A 20,047-nucleotide genomic window follows, 5' to 3' on the forward strand; every position below is an offset into this window, starting at 1 on the left:
TCCGCCCGGCTGACGGAACGGTCTTGTGTAAAGGGGCGCATGCAGCCATGTGCCCCTTTACGCGACAGGAAAAGCCGCTAGGCTTCGTCTGACTGTCCGCACCTCTAAAGCCAGCGAGACTCCATGAACCGCAAGATCGACGTCGAAGCCCTGTGTCACGAAAAGGGGCTGCGCATCACCGAACAGCGCCGGGTGATCGCCCAGGTGCTGAGTGATGCGACCGACCATCCCGATGTCGAGGAATTGCACAAGCGATCCGCTGCGATCGACCCAGGCATCTCGATCGCCACCGTCTATCGCACGGTCCGCCTGTTCGAAGAGGCCGGCATTCTGGAACGCCATGATTTCGGCGATGGCCGCGCCCGTTACGAAGCTGCGCCCGAATCGCATCACGATCATCTGATCGATGTCGAAACCGGCAATGTGATCGAATTTGTCGACCCCGAACTGGAACAGTTGCAAAAGCAGATCGCGGAAAAGCTGGGCTTCCGGCTGGTCGATCATCGCATGGAATTGTACGGCGTCGCCCTCGACCGGAAGAACTGACGCGCTGCCGCCGCTTCGTCGCTGGTCGCGCATAGCCGCGCTGATTGCCAGCCTGCTGCTGTGCCTGCCTCCCCACCTGCTCTGGCGCGTCCTTCGTCGCCCGTCGCCCTGGCCGCGCCGTTTCCTGGCGATGGCCGCGCGCGCCGTCGGCGTGCGGGTGCGGATCGCGGGACAGCCGCATGGCGGCGACATGTTCCTGCTGGCCAACCATGTCAGCTGGATCGACATATTGGCCATGGGCGGCGCCACCGGCGCGGCCTTTGTCGCGCATGACGGCATTGCCCGCTGGCCGGTCGTCGGCTGGCTCGCGGCGCAGAACAACACATTGTTCGTCGCCCGTGAGCGGCGCGGCGCGCTGTCGGGCCAGATCGACGCGCTGCGCGCCGCCATGCTGGGGCATCAGCCGGTCGCGCTATTTCCCGAAGGCACGACCAGCGACGGCAGCGGGCTGCTGCCGTTCAAGCCATCGCTTCTGGCCGTGCTGCTGCCGCCGCCGCGCGCGGTGCTGATCCAGCCGGTGCATATCGACTATGGCGCGGCGACATCCGCCATCGCCTGGCATGGCGACGAACCGGCGGGCGCCAACGCATGGCGCGTTTTGGGGCGCAAGGGGCGGCTGGACGTGACGCTGCGCTTTCTGCCGCCGTTCGACCCCGCCGATTGCGCCGATCGCAAGGTCATAGCGGCAACGGCACGCGGCGCGATCGCCGCCAGCATCGCGCAAAATGCGTCCGATAGCGCCGCATCGCAGCATCGGCCTTCCGCTACCCCCCTGCCGCCTGTATAGCTGGGCCATGAATCGTCCCCTACCGCCCAAGACTCCAGCCACCTTCCACGTAAAATCCTTCGGCTGCCAGATGAACGTCTATGATGGCGAACGCATGGCCGAGATGCTGGGCGAGCGGGGCATGACCGCCGCTGCGGACGGGAATGACGCCGATCTGGTGATCCTCAACACCTGCCACATCCGCGAAAAGGCAGTGGACAAGGTCTATTCCGACATTGGCCGGATGACGCGCGAGGATGGCAGCCGCCCGATGATCGCGGTCGCTGGCTGCGTCGCGCAGGCCGAGGGCGGCGAAATCAGCCGCCGCGCCCGAACGGTGGACATCGTCGTCGGCCCGCAGGCCTATCACCGCCTGCCGGACCTCATCGCAAAGGCGGGTCGCGGCGAAGCGGCGGTCGATACCGACATGCCGGCGGAATCGAAATTCGGCGCCCTGCCCGCCCGCACCAAGCAGGCGCGGCCCACCGCCTTTCTGACGATCATGGAAGGGTGCGACAAATTCTGCACCTATTGCGTCGTCCCCTATACGCGCGGCGCGGAAATCAGCCGGTCATGGGGCACGATCCTCGACGAGGCGAAGGCGCTGGTGGATGGCGGGGTGAAGGAAATCACGCTGCTGGGCCAGAATGTGAACGCCTGGACCGGCGAGGATGACAAGGGCCGGGCACAGGGTATGGACGGTCTGGTCCGGGAACTGGCGAAGATCGATGCGCTCAAGCGTATCCGCTATACGACCAGCCATCCCAACGACATGAGCGACGGGCTGATCGCCGCCCATGGCGACGTCGACAAGCTGATGCCCTTCCTCCATCTGCCGGTGCAATCGGGCAATGACCGCATCCTCAAGGCGATGAACCGCAGCCATAGCGTCGAGGGCTATCTGCGCCTGATCGATCGCGTCCGCGCGGCGCGCCCGGACATTGCCCTGTCCGGTGACTTCATCGTCGGCTTCCCCGGAGAGACCGAGGAGGAATTTGCCGACACGCTGCGCATCGTCGACGCCGTGGGCTATGCGCAATGCTATTCGTTCAAATATAGCCCCCGCCCCGGCACGCCAGCAGCCGACATGGACGGGCAAATACCCGCCGACGTCATGGACGATCGGCTCGTGCGGCTACAGGCGGCGATCAATCGCCATCAGGTCGGCTTCAACGCCGCCACGGTCGGACGCCGCACCACCATATTGCTGGAACGCGCGGGCCGCTATCCCGGTCAATTGATCGGCAAGACGCCCTGGCTGCAATCCGTTCACGTCACCGCCCCCGACCAGGCGATCGGCGATATGATAGAGGTCGACATCATCAGCGCCGGTCCCAATAGTCTGGCCGGCGAAATTGGCAGGAGGAAAGCCGCTTGAACCAAAGCCTCGTCATTCCCGCAACAGCGGGACGCCATCTCTTCGATCTGCGGCTCTGGCCGATCCTAACGAGATGCATGACAGGCAAGGGAGGCTTTTGAATGGGCAAGAAACCGCATCAACCCCGCACCGACATCGCCGAACGCGCGCGGCTCGAAGTCACGTTCGAAAAGCCGCATCTGCTGGGCACCCTGTTCGGGCAATATGACCAGAATCTGGTCGCCATCGAAAATCGGCTGGGCGTCTATATCGCTGCGCGCGGCAACAAGTTGCAGATCGAGGGCGAGGCGGAAGCCGCCGCCCGCGCGCGCGACGTCATGACCGGCCTCTATAACCGCATCGTCGCCGGGCAACAGATTGATACGGGCGCGGTGGAAGCCGTGATCGCCATGTCGTCGGAACCCACGCTGGACGGCATCATCCGCCATGACGTGGCCGAACCGCCCACGGTGATGATCCGCACGCGCAAGAAAACCATCGTCCCCCGATCCGCCACGCAGGTCACCTATATGGAGGCGATGAACCGGAACGACATCATCTTCGCCCTGGGGCCGGCAGGAACGGGCAAGACCTATCTGGCGGTGGCGCAGGCGGTCAGCCAGCTCATCACCGGAACGGTCGACAAGCTGATCCTCTCGCGCCCCGCGGTCGAGGCGGGCGAGCGGCTGGGCTTCCTGCCCGGCGACATGAAGGAGAAGGTAGACCCCTATCTCCGCCCGATCTACGACGCGCTCTACGACACGCTGCCCGCCGAACAGGTCGAGCGGCGCATCGCCAGCGGAGAGATTGAGATCGCCCCGCTGGCCTTCATGCGCGGGCGAACGCTGGCCAACGCCTTCATCGTGCTGGACGAGGCGCAGAATACCACGATCGCCCAGATGAAGATGTTCCTCACCCGCTTTGGCGAAGGCAGCCGCATGGTCATTTGCGGCGATCCCCGCCAGGTCGATCTGCCGCTGCCGGGGGCTTCGGGCCTGGCCGATGCCGTCGCGCGACTGGACGGGGTGGAGGGCATCGCGATGGTGCCCTTCGGCATCGGCGATGTCGTGCGTCATCCGGTCGTCGGGCGGATCGTGCAGGCTTATGAGGGGCCGGATGCGTAAGCAAAAAAATCCGTTCGCACTGAGCGAAGTCGAAGTGCCCAACCGAGCGGAGCGAGGTGCCTTCGCTCCGCTCTGGCAAAGGCTTCGACTTCGCTCAGCCCGAACGGAGGAAAGTTCGTTCCATGATTGACGTCGCCGTCCTCCATGACACTGGCTGGCCCGATACGGACTGGGAAATGCTTGCCCAGCGCGCCGTGTCTGCGGCCATCGCCCACAGCCCCTTTGCCGCCTTCGCCACTGATGCGGCGACCTACGAAGTCGCGGTCAAGCTGACGACGGATGAAGAAGTCCATGAACTCAACCGCGCCTATCGCGACAAGGACAAGCCGACCAACGTCCTGTCCTTCCCGATGGTGCAGGCCGACCTGCTGGAAGGCACCGCCAATACGGACGATGGCGAGATATTGCTGGGCGACATCGTGCTGGCGGAGGGGGTTTGCGCCGCCGAAGCAGCCGACCGGGGCATCTCCATTGCCGATCATGCTGCGCATTTGATTATCCACGGGACTTTTCATTTGCTTGGATATGATCATATGGACGACAATGAAGCCGAAGTCATGGAAGCGCTGGAAGTCGCGGCGCTGGCCAGTCTTGGGCTTTCGGATCCCTACGGGGATAATATTCTATCAGGGGTGTAGGACGAACTATGGCTGAGGGCAGCCCAAAGGACGGCAACGGTTCCAAGGAATCGGACAGTAGTAATGAAGGCGGTTTATGGAGCGGCATAAAGTCGCTTCTGTTCGGCGATAACGAATCCACGACGCTGCGGCAGGAACTGGAGGAAGCGCTCGACGAATATGACGAGGAGGAGCAGGACGAAGGCGCGGCTGCGCCCGCCAAGGGCGACCTGTCGGCGATCGAGCGCCAGATGGTCCGCAACCTGCTTCATTTTTCCGAACATACCGTGGATGACGTCGCCGTACCGCGCGCCGACATCATCGCGATCGAGGAGAAGGCCAGTTTCGCCGATCTTGCCGCGCTGTTTGCCGAAGCGGGCCATAGCCGCATCCCGGTCTATCGCGACACGCTCGACACCATCGTCGGCATGGTCCACATCCGCGATGCTTTCGCGATCCTGGCGGGCAAATCCCCCGTCCCCGACACGCTGGCCCCGCTGATCCGCCAGCCGCTCTATGTCCCCGAAAGCATGGGCGCGCTCGACCTGCTGGCCGAAATGCGTGCCAAGCGGACCCATCTCGCCATCGTGCTGGACGAATATTCGGGCACCGAAGGGCTGCTGACGTTCGAGGATCTGGTCGAGGAAATCGTCGGCGATGTCGAGGATGAGCATGACGACGCCCCCGAAGTGATGCTGGTGCCGCTGCCCGGCGGCCTGTGGGAAGCAGACGCGCGCGCCGAACTGGACGATGTCGCCGAAGAGATTGACGAGAAGCTGGGCGACATTGACGAGGATGTCGACACGCTGGGCGGCCTCGCTTTCATCATCGCTGGCCGGGTGCCGGAACCGGGCGAGATACTCGACCATGAACAGAGCGGCTGGAAACTGGAAATATTGGCCAGCGATGGCCGCCGCGTAAGCCGCCTGCGCCTGCACCCCCCGGTGGAAGCGCTTATGGACGATGAGGATTGAGGCGCATCCGAGAACTCAAAATCCGTTCGGGCTGAGCCTGTCGAAGCCTTGTCCTTTTCTTCGGGGCACTACAGCCGTTCGACACGCTCAGGGCGAACCGAACTTCAGCAGGCCCGCCCCCTCTCTCACTCCGGAATGGACGCACCAAACAGCAGCATAGGCTCGCCTGCAGGCGACAGCGCGATCTCGCCGCCTGCATTGGTCACCAACTGCCGTACCATCCATGCCGCCGCCGTGCGCGAAGCCAGCCCTTCGGCGGGCAGCGTCCCCGCCAGCGCCGCGCGCAGATCGGGGTCCAGCACGACCTTTGGCCCTTCGCCCCGCACGACAATCTCTGTCACGCCGGGCCGCTTTTCCGCGCCAATATCCAGCTGCCCGCCCCGCACCAGCGCGTCGCCGACGATCAGCGCCAGGTTCAGCAGCACCTTGACCGGCAGCTTGCCCAGCATCTGCTCCTCAACCATCCAGCCGATCTTGACCCGGCCCGTCCCCGCGAACATCCCCTCGATCGCAACCCGCGCCTCATGCGGCGGCACTGCGTCGCCAAAGCCCCCGGCCGAACCGAATGCCAGGCGGAAGAATTTGAGCTTGTTGGCGGATGTGCGGGCACTGTCGGCCAGCAGGTCCAGGCAGCGCTGACGCATGTCCGGGTCGGTTTCGTCCGCCATCAGTTCCAGCCCGTTATTCAGCGCGCCAACCGGACTCAACAGGTCGTGGCACAAGCGCGAACACAGAAGGCTGGCAAATTCGATGCTGTCGATGGGGTGGGTCATGTCAGGGTCTGCACCGCCGATTTTGTGGAAACTAAGGATGGCCTGACTGGCTAATGCGCTGCTGCGCCGGGCGATGCAACCCCGCCGCGCGCCCTTTCGCTCATACGACCTGCAACGTCGTCGGGGCGAAGCACACGCCACCCGCGCCATCCCCCTGCGCCACCCAGAGCCGCGCCTCGCCCGCCGCGACGATCAGCCACAGGCTGCCATCGGGCGCGGCGCAGGCCGTATCTGTCGCCGATGGCACCGCCACGCCGGACGGATGCGAATGATAATGACCGATGATCGGTGGCCCGCCCGCCCGCGCCGCCCGGTGCGCAGCGATCAGCGCCGCCGGGTCCAGCTCGAAATGGCGCGCGGGGTCCGGCGCGACATTGGCGGCGGGCGCGATGGCCGCGATTCGCTCCGCCGTGCCGAACAACAGGCCGCACACCTCCGCCCGGTCCGCCGCCGCAATCGACTGAATCTGGTCCAGCAGCGTCCTTGATATTGCAATCGCCATGCCTACATCCCTACCCAATGGGTTCGGGGGTTTCCATCATCGAAGCGACAATCGCGCAGGCGCAGGACGGGATGCGGCTCGACCGGGCGCTGGCCGACCTGCTGCCCGACCTGTCGCGCGAACGGTTGAAGGCGCTGATCAACGACGGCCATGTCCGCTCGACCGGCCAGCCGATCAAGATCGGCACCACCATCAAGGTCGCGACCGGCCAGTCTTTCGCCATCACCCTGCCCGCGCCCGTAGCGCTGGAAACGCAGGCGCAGGATATTCCGCTCCACATCGTGCATGAGGATGCGGACCTGATCGTCGTGGACAAGCCCGCCGGGCTGGTCGTCCATCCCGCCGCGGGCAATCTGGACGGCACGCTGGTCAATGCGCTGCTGCATCATTGCCAGGGTCAGTTGTCGGGCATTGGCGGCGTCGCCCGGCCCGGCATCGTCCACCGCATCGACAAGGATACGTCCGGCCTGCTGGTCGTCGCCAAATCGGACAAGGCGCATGACGGGCTGGCGCGCCAGTTCAAGGATCACAGCATCCAGCGACTCTATGCCGCGATCGTCTATGGCCATCCCCTGCCCGGCACCGGCACGGTCGATGCCTGGCTCGGTCGTTCGGACGCTGATCGAAAGAAGATGGCGGTTCATCGCGAAGGGCGCGGCAAACATGCCGTCACCCATTATCGCACGGTGGAACGGCTACGCGACGCGGCCATGGTGGAATGTCGGCTGGAAACCGGCCGCACCCATCAGGTCCGCGTCCATATGCACCATATCGGACACCCCTTGATCGGTGATCCGGTTTACGGTAGAGAAAGAAAAGGTTTCAAATCAATACTGGAAACGCTGGGTTTCAAAAGGCAGGCATTGCACGCAAAAAGCCTGGGGTTCATACATCCGGTAACGGACGAACGGCTTATGTTCCAAAGTGCACTCCCTGCCGATATGCAGGAACTGTTAAGCCTGCTCCACGTATAGAGATGAACAAGTTTGCGACGGTCTTTGTGACGCCTCTTCTGGGTCCGACCGCGCATGAAAGGGAAAGGTGAAGCGACATGGCCAAGACGAGCAATGTCCCCGCGGTTCCGGCGCTGGGCGGTGAAGCCAGCCTCAACCGCTATCTGTCGGAAATCCGCAAATTTCCGCTTCTGACCCCTGAGCAGGAATATATGCTCGCCAAACGGTATGAGGAGCATCAGGACCCTGAGGCTGCGGCCCAGCTGGTGACCTCGCATCTGCGCCTCGTGGCGAAGATCGCGATGGGTTATCGCGGCTATGGCCTGCCGGTCAGCGAACTGATCTCCGAAGGCAATATCGGCCTGATGCAGGGCGTGAAGAAGTTTGAGGCTGACCGCGGCTTCCGCCTGGCGACCTACGCCATGTGGTGGATTCGCGCCTCGATCCAGGAATTCATCCTGCGCAGCTGGTCGCTTGTGAAAATGGGCACCACCGCATCGCAGAAGAAGCTGTTTTTCAACCTTCGCCGGATGAAGAACAATATCGAAGCGTTCGAGGATGGCGATCTGAAGCCGGAAGATGTGACCAAGATCGCGACCGATCTGGGCGTGTCCGAGCAGGATGTCGTGTCGATGAACCGCCGCATGGCGATGGGTGGCGATACGTCGCTCAACGTCCCCATGCGGGAGGATGGCGACGGCCAGTGGCAGGATTGGTTGCAGGATACCGATCCGTTGCAGGACGAGCGCGTGGCCGAGGAGCAGGAACGCACTCAGCGCCACGAAATGCTGGTCGAGGCGATGACGGACCTCAACGATCGCGAAAAGCACATCCTGGCCGAACGGCGTCTGGCCGAAGAACCCAAGACGCTGGAGGAACTGAGTCAGGTCTATGGGGTATCGCGCGAGCGCGTCCGCCAGATCGAGGTGCGCGCCTTTGAAAAGCTGCAAAAGGCGATGATGCGCATTGCCGGTGACAAGCTCAGCCACATGGCGCGCTTCGCCGCCGCCTGACGCCAGATACAGGCTAACCGGAAAAGGCTTCGAAGCGATTCGGAGCCTTTTCTGTTGCCCAGGGTCCATCGGACCGCAACTGGCGTCTTGTTGGCCCCTTGCACGTCGGTCATATGGCGGTGATCCGGCTGACGCGCGAAGGGGATGTAGCTTGATGTCGACTGCATTGGCCCGGCGTCTGGCGACCGGCAAAATCCATTATGGCTGGGTCGTCCTAGCCGCCACCTTCCTCACCATGCTCGTGGTCGCAGGCGCGGTCGGCGCGCCCGGCGTGTTCATCGTGCCGCTGCAACGCGAATTTGGGTGGACCGCCGCCGACATTTCCGCTGCGCTGGCCATCCGCTTCCTGCTGTTCGGCCTGATCGGCCCCTTTGCCGCTGCTTTCATGAACCGCTTCGGCGTGCGCCGGATGATGCTGATTTCGCTCGGCATCGTCACGATCGGCCTGCTGCTGTCGCTGGGCATGAGCCAGCTTTGGCAATTGGTGCTGCTATGGGGCGTGGTGATCGGGCTGGGCACTGGCCTCACCGCCATGGTGCTGGGCGCAACCGTCGCCACCCGCTGGTTTTCGGACCGGCGCGGGCTTGTCATGGGGCTGCTGTCCGCCAGCACGGCGACTGGCCAACTGGCTTTCCTGCCGCTGCTCGCCGGAATGACAGACACTTTGGGCTGGCGCTCTGCCGTGCTGCTGGTGTGCGGCGCGATCCTGCTGGCGGCGCTGGTCGTATTGCTGCTGATGCGCGATCGCCCGTCCGATCTCGGCCTGCCACCCTATGGCGACAGCGCTATCCAGCCGCCGCCGGCCCAGACGATCGGCTTTGGCGCGTTGCTGATGACACCGATCACCGTTCTGCGCGACGCGGCCAAAGTGCCGACCTTCTGGTTCCTCTTCCTCTCCTTCTATATTTGCGGTGCCAGCACCAACGGTCTGGTCCAGACCCATTTCATCGCTCTGTGCGGCGATTATGGATTGGCGGCGATCGGCGCGGCGTCGATGCTGGCGATGATGGGGCTGTTCGATTTCGGCGGCACACTGGCGTCGGGCTGGCTGTCGGACCGATACGACAATCGCTGGCTGCTCTTCTGGTATTACGGCCTGCGTGGCGCGTCGCTGCTCTATCTGCCGTTCAGCGACTTCTCGCTCTACAGCCTGTCGCTGTTCGCCGTCTTTTACGGTCTGGACTGGGTCGCGACCGTGCCGCCCACGGTCAAGCTGACCGCCCAGCGCTTCGGGCCGGAACGCGCCAACATCGTCTTTGGCTGGATCTTTGCCGGCCATCAACTCGGTGCGGCCAGCGCAGCGATGGCGGGCGGCCTGTCGCGCACGGTCTGGCACAGCTATATGCCTGCCTTCGTTGCGGCGGGGCTGTTATGCCTGATCGGCGCGGGGCTGGTGCTGATGATCAACCGGGGTCGCCCCGCCATCTTGCAGGGCGCTTGAAACACAAGGCCGGGGCGCGTTACGCTGGCGGCATGACCGCCAAAACCCCCTCTGCCCGCCGCCGTTCCCGCTGGATCAGCATCCCGCTCAAACTGCTGATCGGCTTCGTCATCCTCTCGCTGCTGATGGTGACGCTCTACCGCTTCGTGCCCCCGCCAGTGACGATGACGATGCTGCTCGATCCCAATGGCATCACCAAGGACTGGGTGAGCCTGGACGAGATTGACCCGGACATGGCGCGCGCGGCGATCGCGGCGGAGGACGGCAAATTCTGCGCCCATCACGGCTTCGACGTCGACGCCATCGCCAAGGCGGCAATCCATAACGCAAGCGGCGGCCGCGTACGCGGCGGATCCACGATCAGCCAGCAGACCGCGAAAAATGTGTTCCTGTGGCAGGGCGGCGGCTTCGTCCGCAAGGGGTTCGAAGCCTGGTTCACCATGTTGATCGAGGCGATCTGGGGCAAGCGGCGGATCATGGAAGTCTATCTGAACGTCGCGGAAACCGGCATCGGCACCTATGGTGTGCAGGCGGGCGCCATCCGCTATTTTCGCCATGGCGCGGACCGGTTGAGCCGGGCAGAAGCGGCGCGGATCGCCGCCGTCCTCCCCCTCCCCAAACGCCGCGCCGCCATCGCCCCCAGCGGCTTCACCCGCCGCTACGGCAACACGATCGCCGCACGGATCGGCGTGGTACAGCGCGACGGGCTGGATGCTTGCCTCAAATGAAAAGGGCGGGGATTGCGCCCCGCCCTTTCGCTTTTGTCGATGATCTTTGCGATCAGAAGGTAAAACGAGCGCCCACACGAATGGTGTAGAGCGACTGACGCGAATAGATCGTGTCGGTCGGCGTCGCAGTCGGCGCGTTATACCGATACTGCGCACAGGCTTGGGCGGTGCTGGTAGCTCCCTGCGCGCCGGTTGGGGCCGTTCCGGTCGCAACTGGCGTCGTCAGGCACTGGGCGCGAACCGCGATCACATTGTAGGGGAAAGAATATTCGCGAAGCTGACCCCATTTCTTGTTCAGGAAGTTCGTGAAATTCTCGATGTCCGCGAACAAGGTGATACGCGAATTGCCCAGACCAGTCGGGACTTCCTGATCGATATGCAAATCGATCTTGGTAAACCACTTGGCGTTAAAGGCATTACGCGGTGCAATCTGTCCTCGGAATTTGCCAAGACCAGTGGTCGTGATCAGCCCTTCCAGATAGTTCTGCGTCGCGGCACTGTCGTAGGACACAAGCGGATCGTTTGGACCAGTCGGCACGTAGAGAAGGTAACGCGAATTGCTACCCGTGGTGCCGAATATCCCGCTACGTGCGTTGGAGACATCCTGCATCGTATAGCTGTAGGGGCGGCCGATGCGGGTTTCGCCGAACAGGGCAAAGTTGGTCTTGTAATCGCCGAAGAAAGCATGGCTGAAGTTGAGGCGATATTTGAAATTATGCTTCACTTCGTCATTCGACGTGCCGACAGCGGCGCCGTTCGCGTCCAGGAACGCGCCGTTGGCATAGTTGGATGATGCCGTCGACGATGTGGCTGGCGCCTGATCGGTCACGTCCTGCCAAGTGTAGCTGAAACCAAGGTCGAGCCCGAAATCAAAGCTCTTGTCGACCCGGGCAACCGCGATGTAGCTGCGCCCCTTCGTTGTGTTGGTAAGGAACAGATCGTTGTTGGTGTCAGCAAAGCTCGTGACTGGTGCGTAACGAATGCGACCGTCGGGGGTCCGCGAAGCGGTCGGCACTACACGCAAATCGGTGAAGAACACCTGATTGCGAACAGCGGAATAGAACAGATCCGCACCGAAATTCCAGCCATTGCCCAGGAATGTGTCACGCGGCGTCCAGTCTGCCGAAATCGTGCCCCGCCATTGCGACGGAATCTTGAACTTGTGATCCAGGGCGTTGACCGGCGCGGTTGCCGAAGAAGCAGCACTTGACACCAGCGTGTTGGCTGCGGTCGGGATCGTCGTCCCGTTGACCCCGTTCAGGATCGCGTCGCCGTTGGCCAGCGACGTGCCTGTGACCGAACCATCATTGTTACGACGCACGTCGATGCTGTTGGACAGGAACCCGGTGTTCGAAAAGCTGTTGGAGACATAGACGTCAGGCGAACCGCCGGAGAAGATGCCCCCGCCCGCACGGATCGACAGGTCGCTGGTCGGCTTGAAATTCAGGCCGACGCGCGGCTGGAAGATACCACGACCGTCGACATAAGCGGTGTTTGTGAAACCATAGCGATTAACGAAATTCTGGTTGAGCGCCGGACGGCTATTGCCGCCATACAAGTCATAACGCGCGCCATAGGCCAGCGTCAGCATGTCGTTGATCCGCCAGGTGTCCTGGATGCCGAAAGTGTAGGTCTGATAGCGGAAACGCGCAGCCGCATCATCGGGGTTAAGCGAGGGCACGGCATTCTGGTAGCGCATACGCTGCGCATTGCCGGCCTCGAAATCGGCGATCGAGTCGAAATAATAATCGCCTGCGGTCCGTTGCAGGAACAGGTTGAAAATCTTGGTGTCGGAAAATTCACCGAACACGCGCAGATCATGATCGCCACGGGTCAGGCGCCCCTGCACCATCCCGCCATAGGTGCGGCTGGTCAGCGCGTTGGACTGGCGGGATACGTCCGGACCGAAGCTGACCGTACCGAAGCCGGGCTGACATGCAGTTGATGCACCGGACCCTGCGGAGCCAGGCGCAGTGCGATCCGAAGTCGGCGCGGTGCAAACCTGGAACTGGGCGAAACCGCGACCCATCACCGGATCCTGGCCGCGCTTATAATCCTTGTAGAAGCCGCGCACTTCGGTCGAGAACTCGTCGCTCCATTCCGAGTTCAACTGGAACACGCCGGTATGCAACTGGTTCGACGAAATATAACCGTTGGATTCCAGTCCCAGACCGGGGTTACCGGTGGCAAAGGTGTTCTGGTTAAACTGGATCGAATCCTTGGTGTACATGTACGTAATGGACGCGCGTTGCGTATCGGACAGGTTGGCGTCGATACGGGCCACCAGACGATCGTCACGGTCGTTGGAGTTGTTGAGGATGCCGCCGGTGTCATAATTGTAGCGCGACTGCGCGATGCCCTGAATCTGGGCGACCTGCGCATCGGTGATGTTGGGAATGACCGTCCCGGCATTGTCGCCCGCGGTGCCTTCCGCGATTGGCAAGCCCGCACGGATACGCTCACCTGCGATCATGAAGAACAGCCTGTCCTTGATGATCGGACCGGAAAGTTCGGCCCCATAATTTTCATATTTGAAATTCGGCAATGTGACCCGACCAGTGGGCACGCCCGGACCAGCCTTGGTTTTTTTGCCGGTCAGATTGTCCGACGAATAGGCATAGAAACCAGTGCCGTGGAATTCGTTGGTTCCCGACTTCAGAATAGCGTTGATCGTACCGCCCTGGAAATTGCCTTCACGCACGTCGTAAGGCGCAACGCGCGTCTGGAACTGGGCAATGGCGTCCAGCGGCACCGGCGAACGACGGGTTGGCAGGCCATCGGGGTTCAGACCGAAATTGTCGGTGACGGGAACACCATCGATAGTGAAGCGGTTGAAGCGGGCATTCTGACCGGCAAAGGACACGGCGCGGCCGGACCCTTCAGCATAGTCGAGGCGCGCGAACGGATCGCGACGCATAAGGTCGCGAATGTCACGATTGACCGATGCGACCTGGGCAATGTCCTGCGCGGTCAGAATGGTGGTGGGTCCAGACGCCTTGGTCCCCGCGCCAACCACGCTGGAGGCGGTCACGATGATGGTGCCACCGGTCGACGTCAGCGCAATCGGCAGGTCATAGGCCTGCGCCGCCACGGTAAAAATGTCGGTGACTTCCGTGCTTTCGTATCCGTCGGCTGCGACCTTCACCGTGAAAGGACCGCCGATACGCAGGCCGGACGCCGTGAAGCTGCCCGAAGCCGTGCTCGTCGCGGTGCTGGTGGTGCCCGAAGGAATATGGACGATGGTGATTGTCGCATTCGCGACTGGCGCGCCATCAGCTGTCACGGTGCCGCGCACGGTCGATGTCGTTTCCTGTGCATGGACAGGTGCGACCATTACCGCCGACAGGCTGACCGAGGCAGCCCCCGCAGCCAGCAAGATTTTCAAATGCTTCATCTGACCCAAATCCCTTTTGATGAACCGCACGACAAGCGCGCGTCCCTGATACTGCTTCTGGGAAGCCGGAGCCGCCTGTGACGGCCTCTGGCGACGCCCCTGTGATGCTATGGCTGCACTTTTGTTACAATGTGCAACATGCTCTGTCACAGGTGCGAACAGATGAGCAGGATGGCGCGAGAGGCACGGCGCCCGCATCACGCAAGCCATTGTTTTAATTACATTTTATAGGAGTTTTTGTCCACTATTTGACGGTGGTGCAATTTTGCAACGCAGCAGGAATATTTGTGTCAGCGTGGAACCGGACCAACAAAAAGGGGCCGACGGTCACCCGTCAGCCCCATTTTTGTCTCCGGCCTGGCCTTGCGATCAGGCGGCGTCTTCGGCTCGCTTGCTGTTTTCGCTGAATACGCGAATCGGTTCCTTCTTGCCCGCGACGACATCCTTGTCGACCACCACTTCGCCCACGCCCTGCATGGACGGCAGGTCGAACATGGTGTCGAGCAGGATCGCTTCGAGGATGGAGCGCAGCCCGCGCGCGCCGGTCTTGCGTTCGATCGCCTTCTTGGCGATCGCGACCAGCGCTTCGTCGGTGAAGCTGAGGTCGACATTCTCCATCTCGAACAGCTTGCCATATTGCTTGACCAGCGCGTTCTTCGGCTCGCCCAAAATCTTGACCAGCGCCGACACGTCCAGATCCTCCAGCGTCGCGATGACCGGCAGACGACCGACAAATTCGGGGATCAGCCCGAATTTCAGCAAATCTTCCGGTTCGCTCTGCCGTAGCAGCTCGCCCGTCTTGCGCTCTTCGGGTGCAGCGACATAGGCGCCAAAGCCGATCGACTTGGCCTCCAGACGATCGCCGATGATCTTTTCCAGACCAGCGAACGCGCCGCCGCAGATGAACAGGATGTTGGTCGTGTCGACCTGCAAAAACTCCTGCTGCGGATGCTTGCGACCGCCCTGCGGCGGGACGGAAGCGGTGGTGCCTTCCATCAGCTTCAGCAACGCCTGCTGCACGCCCTCGCCGGATACGTCGCGGGTGATGGAGGGGTTTTCCGCCTTGCGGCTGATCTTGTCGATCTCGTCGATATAGACGATGCCGCGCTGCGCCTTCTCGACATTATAGTCCGACGCCTGAAGCAGCTTGAGGATGATGTTTTCCACATCCTCGCCGACATAGCCCGCTTCGGTCAGCGTCGTCGCATCGGCCATGGTGAAGGGCACGTCGAACGTCTTGGCCAGCGTCTGCGCCAGCAGCGTCTTGCCGCAGCCGGTCGGGCCGACCAGCAGGATGTTGGACTTGGCCAGCTCGACCTCGCCCGGCTTGCTGCCATGGTTCAGCCGCTTGTAATGGTTATGGACCGCGACGGACAGTACGCGCTTCGCCCGGTTCTGGCCGATCACATAATCGTCCAGCACATCGCAGATTTCCTGCGGGGTCGGTACGCCGCCATCCTTCTTGCCGACGAGACCGCCCTTGGTCTCCTCGCGGATGATGTCGTTGCACAGCTCGACGCACTCATCGCAGATGAACACGGTCGGCCCAGCGATCAGCTTGCGCACTTCATGCTGCGACTTGCCGCAGAAGGAGCAATAGAGCGTGCTCTTGGAATCGGAGCCGGTAAGCTTAGTCATTCGCCAATCTTTCTTCCCTGCCGGTTCAACAATCACCAAAACCGCATTCCGGCGCGGGTAATCTGGTCCATAGTCATCCTAGACCGTGGCGCGCCGGTTTCACAAGGGGTGAAAGTAGCGCGCCCCGGTAAAGATGGGCTTTAAGTCTCGCTCGCTTCGGGCAGCGCGGGCCGGCTGGTGAACACTTCATCGACCAGACCGAAGGCCTTGGCCTCGTCCGCCTCCAGGAAGGTGTCGCGGTCCATCGCCCGCTCGATCTCTTCCAGCGACCTGCCGGTATATTGGACATACAGGTCGTTCAGGCGACGGCGGATACGCAGGATTTCCTTGGCCTGGATCTCGATGTCGCTCGCCATGCCCTGCGCGCCGCCCGATGGCTGGTGGACCATGATGCGGGCATTGCCCAGCGCGATCCGCTTGCCCGGTTCACCGGCCGCCAGCAGGAAGCTGCCCATCGACGCCGCCTGGCCGATGCACACCGTGCCGACCTGTGGCCGGATATATTTCATCGTGTCGTGGATCGCCATGCCCGCCGTCACCACGCCGCCGGGCGAGTTGATGTACATCCAGATGTCCTTCTTCGGATTTTCCGATTCGAGGAACAGCAACTGGGCGACGATCAGCGAGGCCATATGATCCTCGACCTGGCCGGTCACGAAGATGATCCGCTCACGCAACAGGCGCGAAAAAATGTCGAAGCTGCGCTCGCCACGGTTCGACTGCTCGATAACGATAGGAACCAGCGCGGCCATGGGATCATGCATGATGTTGGTCATTGTGCTCTTTCAGTCAGGTGCTTTTGCCCACCCCTACATCGGCACAAACGGCAAATGGTTCAAGGGGGGCGTGCAGGAAGGAAGCCGGTTCAGTCGCGCCGGGCGAAGTCGGACGGCGCGCGAAAACCAAGATAGGACAGCCGCCGCACCTCCCGCCGCCCGCGCACCACCGTGTCGAGGATAAGCCCGCACATGCCCGACAGGGTGGCAAGGATCATCAGGCCGGTGACCAGGATGGCGGTCGGGAAACGCGGCACCAGGCCAGTATGCATATAGGTCACGATCAGCGGCGCGGCCAGCCCCAGCCCCAGCGCGACAAGGAACGCAGCGATCACGCCGAAGAACAGGATCGGCCGCTCGATGCGATAGAGGGTGAAGATGGTGCGCAGGATGCGAAAGCCGTCGCGATAGGTGGAAAGCTTGCTGACCGATCCTTCGGGCCGCGCGCCATAGGCGGTGACGACTTCGGCGACCGGCATGGCGAGTTCGAGCGCATGAACGCTGATCTCGGTCTCGATCTCGAACCCGGCCGACAGCACCGGAAAGCTTTTGACGAAGCGGCGGGAAAAGACGCGATAGCCCGACAATATGTCGGTAAAACTGCGCCCGAACAATTGTTTGAGCAGGCTGGTCAGCGCCCAGTTGCCCAGGCGATGGCCGGGGCGATAGGCCTCTTCCGCCTCCGACTTGCGGCAACCGACGACCATGTCGAGATTATCGTCGAGCATGGCGGCAACCATCGCGGGGGCGGCAGCGGCCTCGTAGGTCGCGTCGCCATCGGCCATGATATAGATGTCGGCATCGACATCGGCGAACATGCGGCGCACGACATGACCCTTGCCCTGCTGGGTCACGCGGCGGACGATCGCGCCAGCGCCGCGCGCCAGTTCGGGGCTGCCGTCGCTGCTGTTATTGTCGAACACATAGATGTCGGCATGGGGCAGTGCGCGGCGGAAATCCTGCACCGTCTGCACGATCGCGCCGGCTTCATTATAACAGGGCAGGATGACCGCGATGCGCGGGACTGCCAGCGCGCTGTCGCTGGTCATGGCGGGATATTCCTTCATCGGCCTTCGCATCCTGCTGCCTTCCGTGCCCGATGGCATGGACCGACAGGGTTAATATTTCCTCTGCCATGGCGCAGGCGAAATGAAAAGCGCCCGCGCCTCCTGTCGGAAGCCGGGCGCTTGTCCATCGCTTTTCAGCCGGGCTTATTCAGCCTTGGCAGCGGCCTTCTTGGGAGCAGCCTTCTTCTTGGGCTTTTCCTCGGCAGCGGCCTCTGCGGCCGGCGCGTCCGCTTCCGCCGCGGCAGGGGCTGCCTTCTTGGCGGCGGCCTTCTTCGGCTTGGCGGGGGCTTCCTCGGCTACCGCTTCGGCTTCGGCGGCGGGTTCGGCAGCGGCCTTCTTGGACGCGGCCTTCTTCGCCTTGGGCTTTTCGTCATGGTCATGGCCGCAATCGGGGCCGTGGACGTGGGGCTTGATGTCGCCATCTTCGGCTTCGATCGCCGCTTCCAGCTCTTCCTTGGTCACGGCGCGGTCGGTGACTTCGGCCTTGTCGAACAGGAAGTCGACGACCTTGTCCTCATAAAGCGGCGCGCGCAGCTGGGCTGCGGCCATCGGGTCCTGACGGACATATTGCACGAAACGCTCACGGTCCTGCGGGCCGTACTGCTGCGCGGCCTGCATGATCAGGCGGTTCATTTCCTGGTCGCTGACGGTCACGCCATTGGCCTGGCCGATTTCGGAGAGGAGCAGGCCGAGGCGAACGCGGCGCACGGCGATGGCGCGATAATCCTCCTTCTCGGCTTCCATTTCGGCGATCGCGGCGGCCGGATCTTCCTCATGGCTCGCTTCATGCTGAAGCTGCTGCCAGATCTGCTCGAACTCGGCCTCGACCATGCTCGGCGGCACGTCGAAGTCATGGGCCGACGCCAGCTGGTCAAGCAGCTTGCGCTTCATATGGGTGCGGGTCAGGCCATTATGTTCCTGCTCGATCTGGCCCTTGAGCAGATCCTTGAGCTGGTCCAGCCCTTCCAGGCCCAGCGACTTGGCGAAATCATCGTCCAGCTTGGGCTTGTCGCCGTCCAGGATCGACTTCACCTTGATGTCGAAGGTCGCCAGCTTGCCGGCCAGGTGCGCCGCGCCATAATCTTCAGGGAAGGTCACTTCGATGACCTTTTCCTCGCCCTTCTTCACGCCGCCCAGCTGTTCCTCGAAGCCGGGGATGAACTGGCCGGAGCCGAGCTTGAGCTTGATGTCCTCGGCCGCGCCGCCTTCAAAGGCTTCGCCGTCGACCTTGCCCAGAAAGTCGATGACCAGCGTGTCGCCGTCCTGCGCGACATGATCGTCGCCCTTTTCTTCCAGCGCGCCCTGCTGCGTGGCGATGCGGCCCGCGGCCTCATCGACCTGCGCGTCGGCGACTTCGACGGTCAGCCGTTCCAGCTTGATGCCTTCGATGCTGGGCGCCGCGATGTCGGGCAGCACTTCGAGCGCGACCTTGATTTCCGCGTCCTTGCCGAACTCGAACCCTTCGTCCAGCTCGACCGAAGGCTGCATCGCGGGACGCAGCTTCTGGTCGGCGATCAGCTTCTGGATGCTTTCCTGAATGCTGTTGTTGAGCGCGTCGCGCTGGAGCGCTTCGCCATGCATTTTCTTGACGAGATTGGCGGGCACCTTGCCGGGGCGGAAGCCGGGCATCCGCACCTGCGGGGCCATGGCTTTCACTTCCTTGTCCACTCGCGCGTCGATATCCTTCGACGTGATGGTGACAGTGTAGGCGCGCTTAAGGCCTTCGTTCAACGTCTCGACAGTCTGCATCTCTTCTCTCAAACGCTTTCTTCAGCTGAATTTCGGTGGCGCTGCCGCAGGTGGCATACTGGTGCGGGCGAAGGGACTCGAACCCCCACATCTTGCGATACCAGAACCTAAATCTGGCGCGTCTACCAATTTCGCCACGCCCGCATCGGTCGCCGGTCGGCGCGGCATAGAGAAAAGCGTGGGCAAGGGCAAGGGATAGTGAGTCGGGTCGCGGAACCGGGGCGACGACCCATGCGTAACCTCTCAGCCCCCTTAACAGAGAGAAGCAGATATGGCCACCCAGCCCGACCCCACGCCCAACCCCGATGGCGTGCCCCCGCCGGACATTATCGACCCGCAGTCGCCACCCGAAACCCCCGCCCCTGCGACTCCGCAGGAATTGCCGGTCACGGAGCCGGACGAGATCGTGCCGGTCGGTCCCGATTATGATCAGCCAGACAGCGCGCCAGCCGAAGTGCCGCCGGATTGAGCGCAATTTTCGGCCGATAGGCCAACATATCCACAATTTTTATGTCAGTTTGCGGAACCTTTTTGGTTGATCGTTAAAATATGATGGCCCCGCCGCTGGACAGACCCCTGCAAGCATGATTGAATTGTTACAAATAGAAATGACGGAGAGGCGCGGCTGA

General features: G+C 62.5%; 18 protein-coding genes and 1 tRNA gene. 11 read left to right on the forward strand and 8 right to left on the reverse strand.

Going from position 1 to position 20,047, the window contains the following annotated elements; translation table 11 throughout:
- The first annotated feature begins 123 nt into the window (after positions 1–123).
- The 6 genes from AC07X9_RS08390 to AC07X9_RS08415 all read left to right on the forward strand — a co-directional run bounded on the left by AC07X9_RS08390 (position 124) and on the right by AC07X9_RS08415 (position 5,384).
- Positions 124–546 carry a Fur family transcriptional regulator gene (locus AC07X9_RS08390; RefSeq protein WP_017184208.1) on the forward strand — a complete coding sequence of 141 codons (423 nt, stop codon included), beginning with the start codon at positions 124–126 and terminating at the stop codon, positions 544–546.
- Positions 547–550: 4 nt separating this feature from the next.
- Positions 551–1,333, forward strand: coding sequence for a lysophospholipid acyltransferase family protein (locus AC07X9_RS08395; RefSeq protein ID WP_037515043.1), 783 nt, complete (start codon positions 551–553; stop codon positions 1,331–1,333).
- Between the two features lie 7 nt (positions 1,334–1,340).
- Entirely contained in the window at positions 1,341–2,690 is a 1,350-nt protein-coding gene (gene miaB / locus AC07X9_RS08400) for a tRNA (N6-isopentenyl adenosine(37)-C2)-methylthiotransferase MiaB (RefSeq protein WP_026002588.1), read from the forward strand.
- 101 nt (positions 2,691–2,791) lie between these two features.
- The gene (locus tag AC07X9_RS08405; RefSeq protein WP_017184211.1) at positions 2,792–3,793 is read left to right on the forward strand and encodes a PhoH family protein; all 1,002 of its coding nucleotides are present in this window, start codon (positions 2,792–2,794) and stop codon (positions 3,791–3,793) included.
- A 122-nt stretch (positions 3,794–3,915) separates the two neighbouring features.
- On the forward strand, positions 3,916–4,431 hold the full coding sequence (gene ybeY / locus AC07X9_RS08410) for an rRNA maturation RNase YbeY (RefSeq protein ID WP_017184212.1): 516 nt from the start codon (positions 3,916–3,918) through the stop codon (positions 4,429–4,431).
- An 8-nt stretch (positions 4,432–4,439) separates the two neighbouring features.
- Positions 4,440–5,384 carry a hemolysin family protein gene (locus AC07X9_RS08415; RefSeq protein ID WP_017184213.1) on the forward strand — a complete coding sequence of 315 codons (945 nt, stop codon included), beginning with the start codon at positions 4,440–4,442 and terminating at the stop codon, positions 5,382–5,384.
- Positions 5,385–5,509: 125 nt separating this feature from the next.
- On the opposite strand, the gene AC07X9_RS08420 is transcribed toward AC07X9_RS08415, so the two are convergent.
- Together AC07X9_RS08420 and AC07X9_RS08425 are read right to left on the reverse strand one after the other, a co-directional pair.
- Positions 5,510–6,157: a histidine phosphotransferase family protein gene (locus AC07X9_RS08420; RefSeq protein ID WP_017184214.1), complete on the reverse strand. Its 648-nt coding sequence runs from the start codon at positions 6,155–6,157 to the stop codon at positions 5,510–5,512.
- A gap of 100 nt (positions 6,158–6,257) precedes the next feature.
- The gene (locus tag AC07X9_RS08425) at positions 6,258–6,659 is read right to left on the reverse strand and encodes a Mov34/MPN/PAD-1 family protein (RefSeq protein ID WP_017184215.1); all 402 of its coding nucleotides are present in this window, start codon (positions 6,657–6,659) and stop codon (positions 6,258–6,260) included.
- Positions 6,660–6,676: 17 nt separating this feature from the next.
- Here AC07X9_RS08425 and AC07X9_RS08430 point away from each other — a divergent pair, with 17 nt between their 5' ends.
- The 4 genes from AC07X9_RS08430 to mtgA all read left to right on the forward strand — a co-directional run bounded on the left by AC07X9_RS08430 (position 6,677) and on the right by mtgA (position 10,794).
- A complete protein-coding gene (locus AC07X9_RS08430; RefSeq protein ID WP_017184216.1) occupies positions 6,677–7,633 on the forward strand; it encodes an RluA family pseudouridine synthase in 957 nt (318 codons plus the stop codon).
- Between the two features lie 77 nt (positions 7,634–7,710).
- On the forward strand, positions 7,711–8,625 hold the full coding sequence (gene rpoH / locus AC07X9_RS08435; RefSeq protein ID WP_017184217.1) for an RNA polymerase sigma factor RpoH: 915 nt from the start codon (positions 7,711–7,713) through the stop codon (positions 8,623–8,625).
- Between the two features lie 151 nt (positions 8,626–8,776).
- The gene (locus AC07X9_RS08440) at positions 8,777–10,066 is read left to right on the forward strand and encodes an MFS transporter (protein WP_026002589.1); all 1,290 of its coding nucleotides are present in this window, start codon (positions 8,777–8,779) and stop codon (positions 10,064–10,066) included.
- Between the two features lie 32 nt (positions 10,067–10,098).
- On the forward strand, positions 10,099–10,794 hold the full coding sequence (gene mtgA, locus AC07X9_RS08445) for a monofunctional biosynthetic peptidoglycan transglycosylase (protein ID WP_017184219.1): 696 nt from the start codon (positions 10,099–10,101) through the stop codon (positions 10,792–10,794).
- A gap of 52 nt (positions 10,795–10,846) precedes the next feature.
- Here the strand turns inward: mtgA and AC07X9_RS08450 are convergent, their stop codons facing one another.
- The 6 genes from AC07X9_RS08450 to AC07X9_RS08475 form a co-directional block, all read right to left on the reverse strand.
- Positions 10,847–14,188: a TonB-dependent receptor gene (locus tag AC07X9_RS08450; protein ID WP_017184220.1), complete on the reverse strand. Its 3,342-nt coding sequence runs from the start codon at positions 14,186–14,188 to the stop codon at positions 10,847–10,849.
- A gap of 369 nt (positions 14,189–14,557) precedes the next feature.
- Positions 14,558–15,826: an ATP-dependent Clp protease ATP-binding subunit ClpX gene (clpX, locus tag AC07X9_RS08455; RefSeq protein ID WP_017184221.1), complete on the reverse strand. Its 1,269-nt coding sequence runs from the start codon at positions 15,824–15,826 to the stop codon at positions 14,558–14,560.
- Between the two features lie 140 nt (positions 15,827–15,966).
- Positions 15,967–16,602, reverse strand: a complete 636-nt coding sequence (gene clpP, locus AC07X9_RS08460; RefSeq protein ID WP_017184222.1) for an ATP-dependent Clp endopeptidase proteolytic subunit ClpP — start codon at positions 16,600–16,602, stop codon at positions 15,967–15,969.
- Between the two features lie 89 nt (positions 16,603–16,691).
- Positions 16,692–17,669: a glycosyltransferase family 2 protein gene (locus tag AC07X9_RS08465; RefSeq protein WP_017184223.1), complete on the reverse strand. Its 978-nt coding sequence runs from the start codon at positions 17,667–17,669 to the stop codon at positions 16,692–16,694.
- A 144-nt stretch (positions 17,670–17,813) separates the two neighbouring features.
- Complete coding sequence (gene tig, locus AC07X9_RS08470) at positions 17,814–19,418, reverse strand: trigger factor (RefSeq protein ID WP_017184224.1); 1,605 nt, start codon at positions 19,416–19,418, stop codon at positions 17,814–17,816.
- A 59-nt stretch (positions 19,419–19,477) separates the two neighbouring features.
- Positions 19,478–19,562, reverse strand: a tRNA-Leu gene (locus AC07X9_RS08475).
- Positions 19,563–19,689: 127 nt separating this feature from the next.
- On the opposite strand from AC07X9_RS08475, the gene AC07X9_RS08480 reads away from it, so the two are divergent.
- Positions 19,690–19,887 (forward strand): hypothetical protein, encoded by a 198-nt coding sequence (locus AC07X9_RS08480; protein WP_017184225.1) that lies wholly within the window; start codon positions 19,690–19,692, stop codon positions 19,885–19,887.
- Positions 19,888–20,047: the final 160 nt, after the last annotated feature.

It is taken from the genome of Sphingobium sp. GW456-12-10-14-TSB1, from assembly GCF_059424385.1.